Origin of the sequence: Duganella fentianensis (assembly GCF_009857835.1) — a bacterium.
Lineage (GTDB): Bacteria > Pseudomonadota > Gammaproteobacteria > Burkholderiales > Burkholderiaceae_D > Rugamonas > Rugamonas fentianensis.
In genome coordinates, this window is sequence record NZ_WWCL01000034.1 from 1 (window position 1) to 255 (window position 255).

Annotated in this window: 1 rRNA gene; it reads left to right on the plus strand. The window is 51.4% G+C overall.

Features of this window, described 5'->3' with window-relative positions:
- A 23S ribosomal RNA gene (locus GTP23_RS22475) occupies positions 1-255 on the plus strand; the annotation flags it as partial.

The following is a 255-nucleotide window of genomic DNA, read 5'->3' on the forward strand; positions in this document are numbered from 1 at the left end:
TAAAACAGTCAGGATGTTGGCTTAGAAGCAGCCATCATTTAAAGAAAGCGTAATAGCTCACTGATCGAGTCGTCCTGCGCGGAAGATGTAACGGGGCTAAGCCAGTCACCGAAGCTGCGGATATCCGCAAGGATATGGTAGGAGAGCGTTCTGTAAGCCTGCGAAGGTGGCTTGTAAAGGCTGCTGGAGGTATCAGAAGTGCGAATGCTGACATGAGTAGCGATAATGGGGGTGAAAAGCCCCCACGCCGTAAGC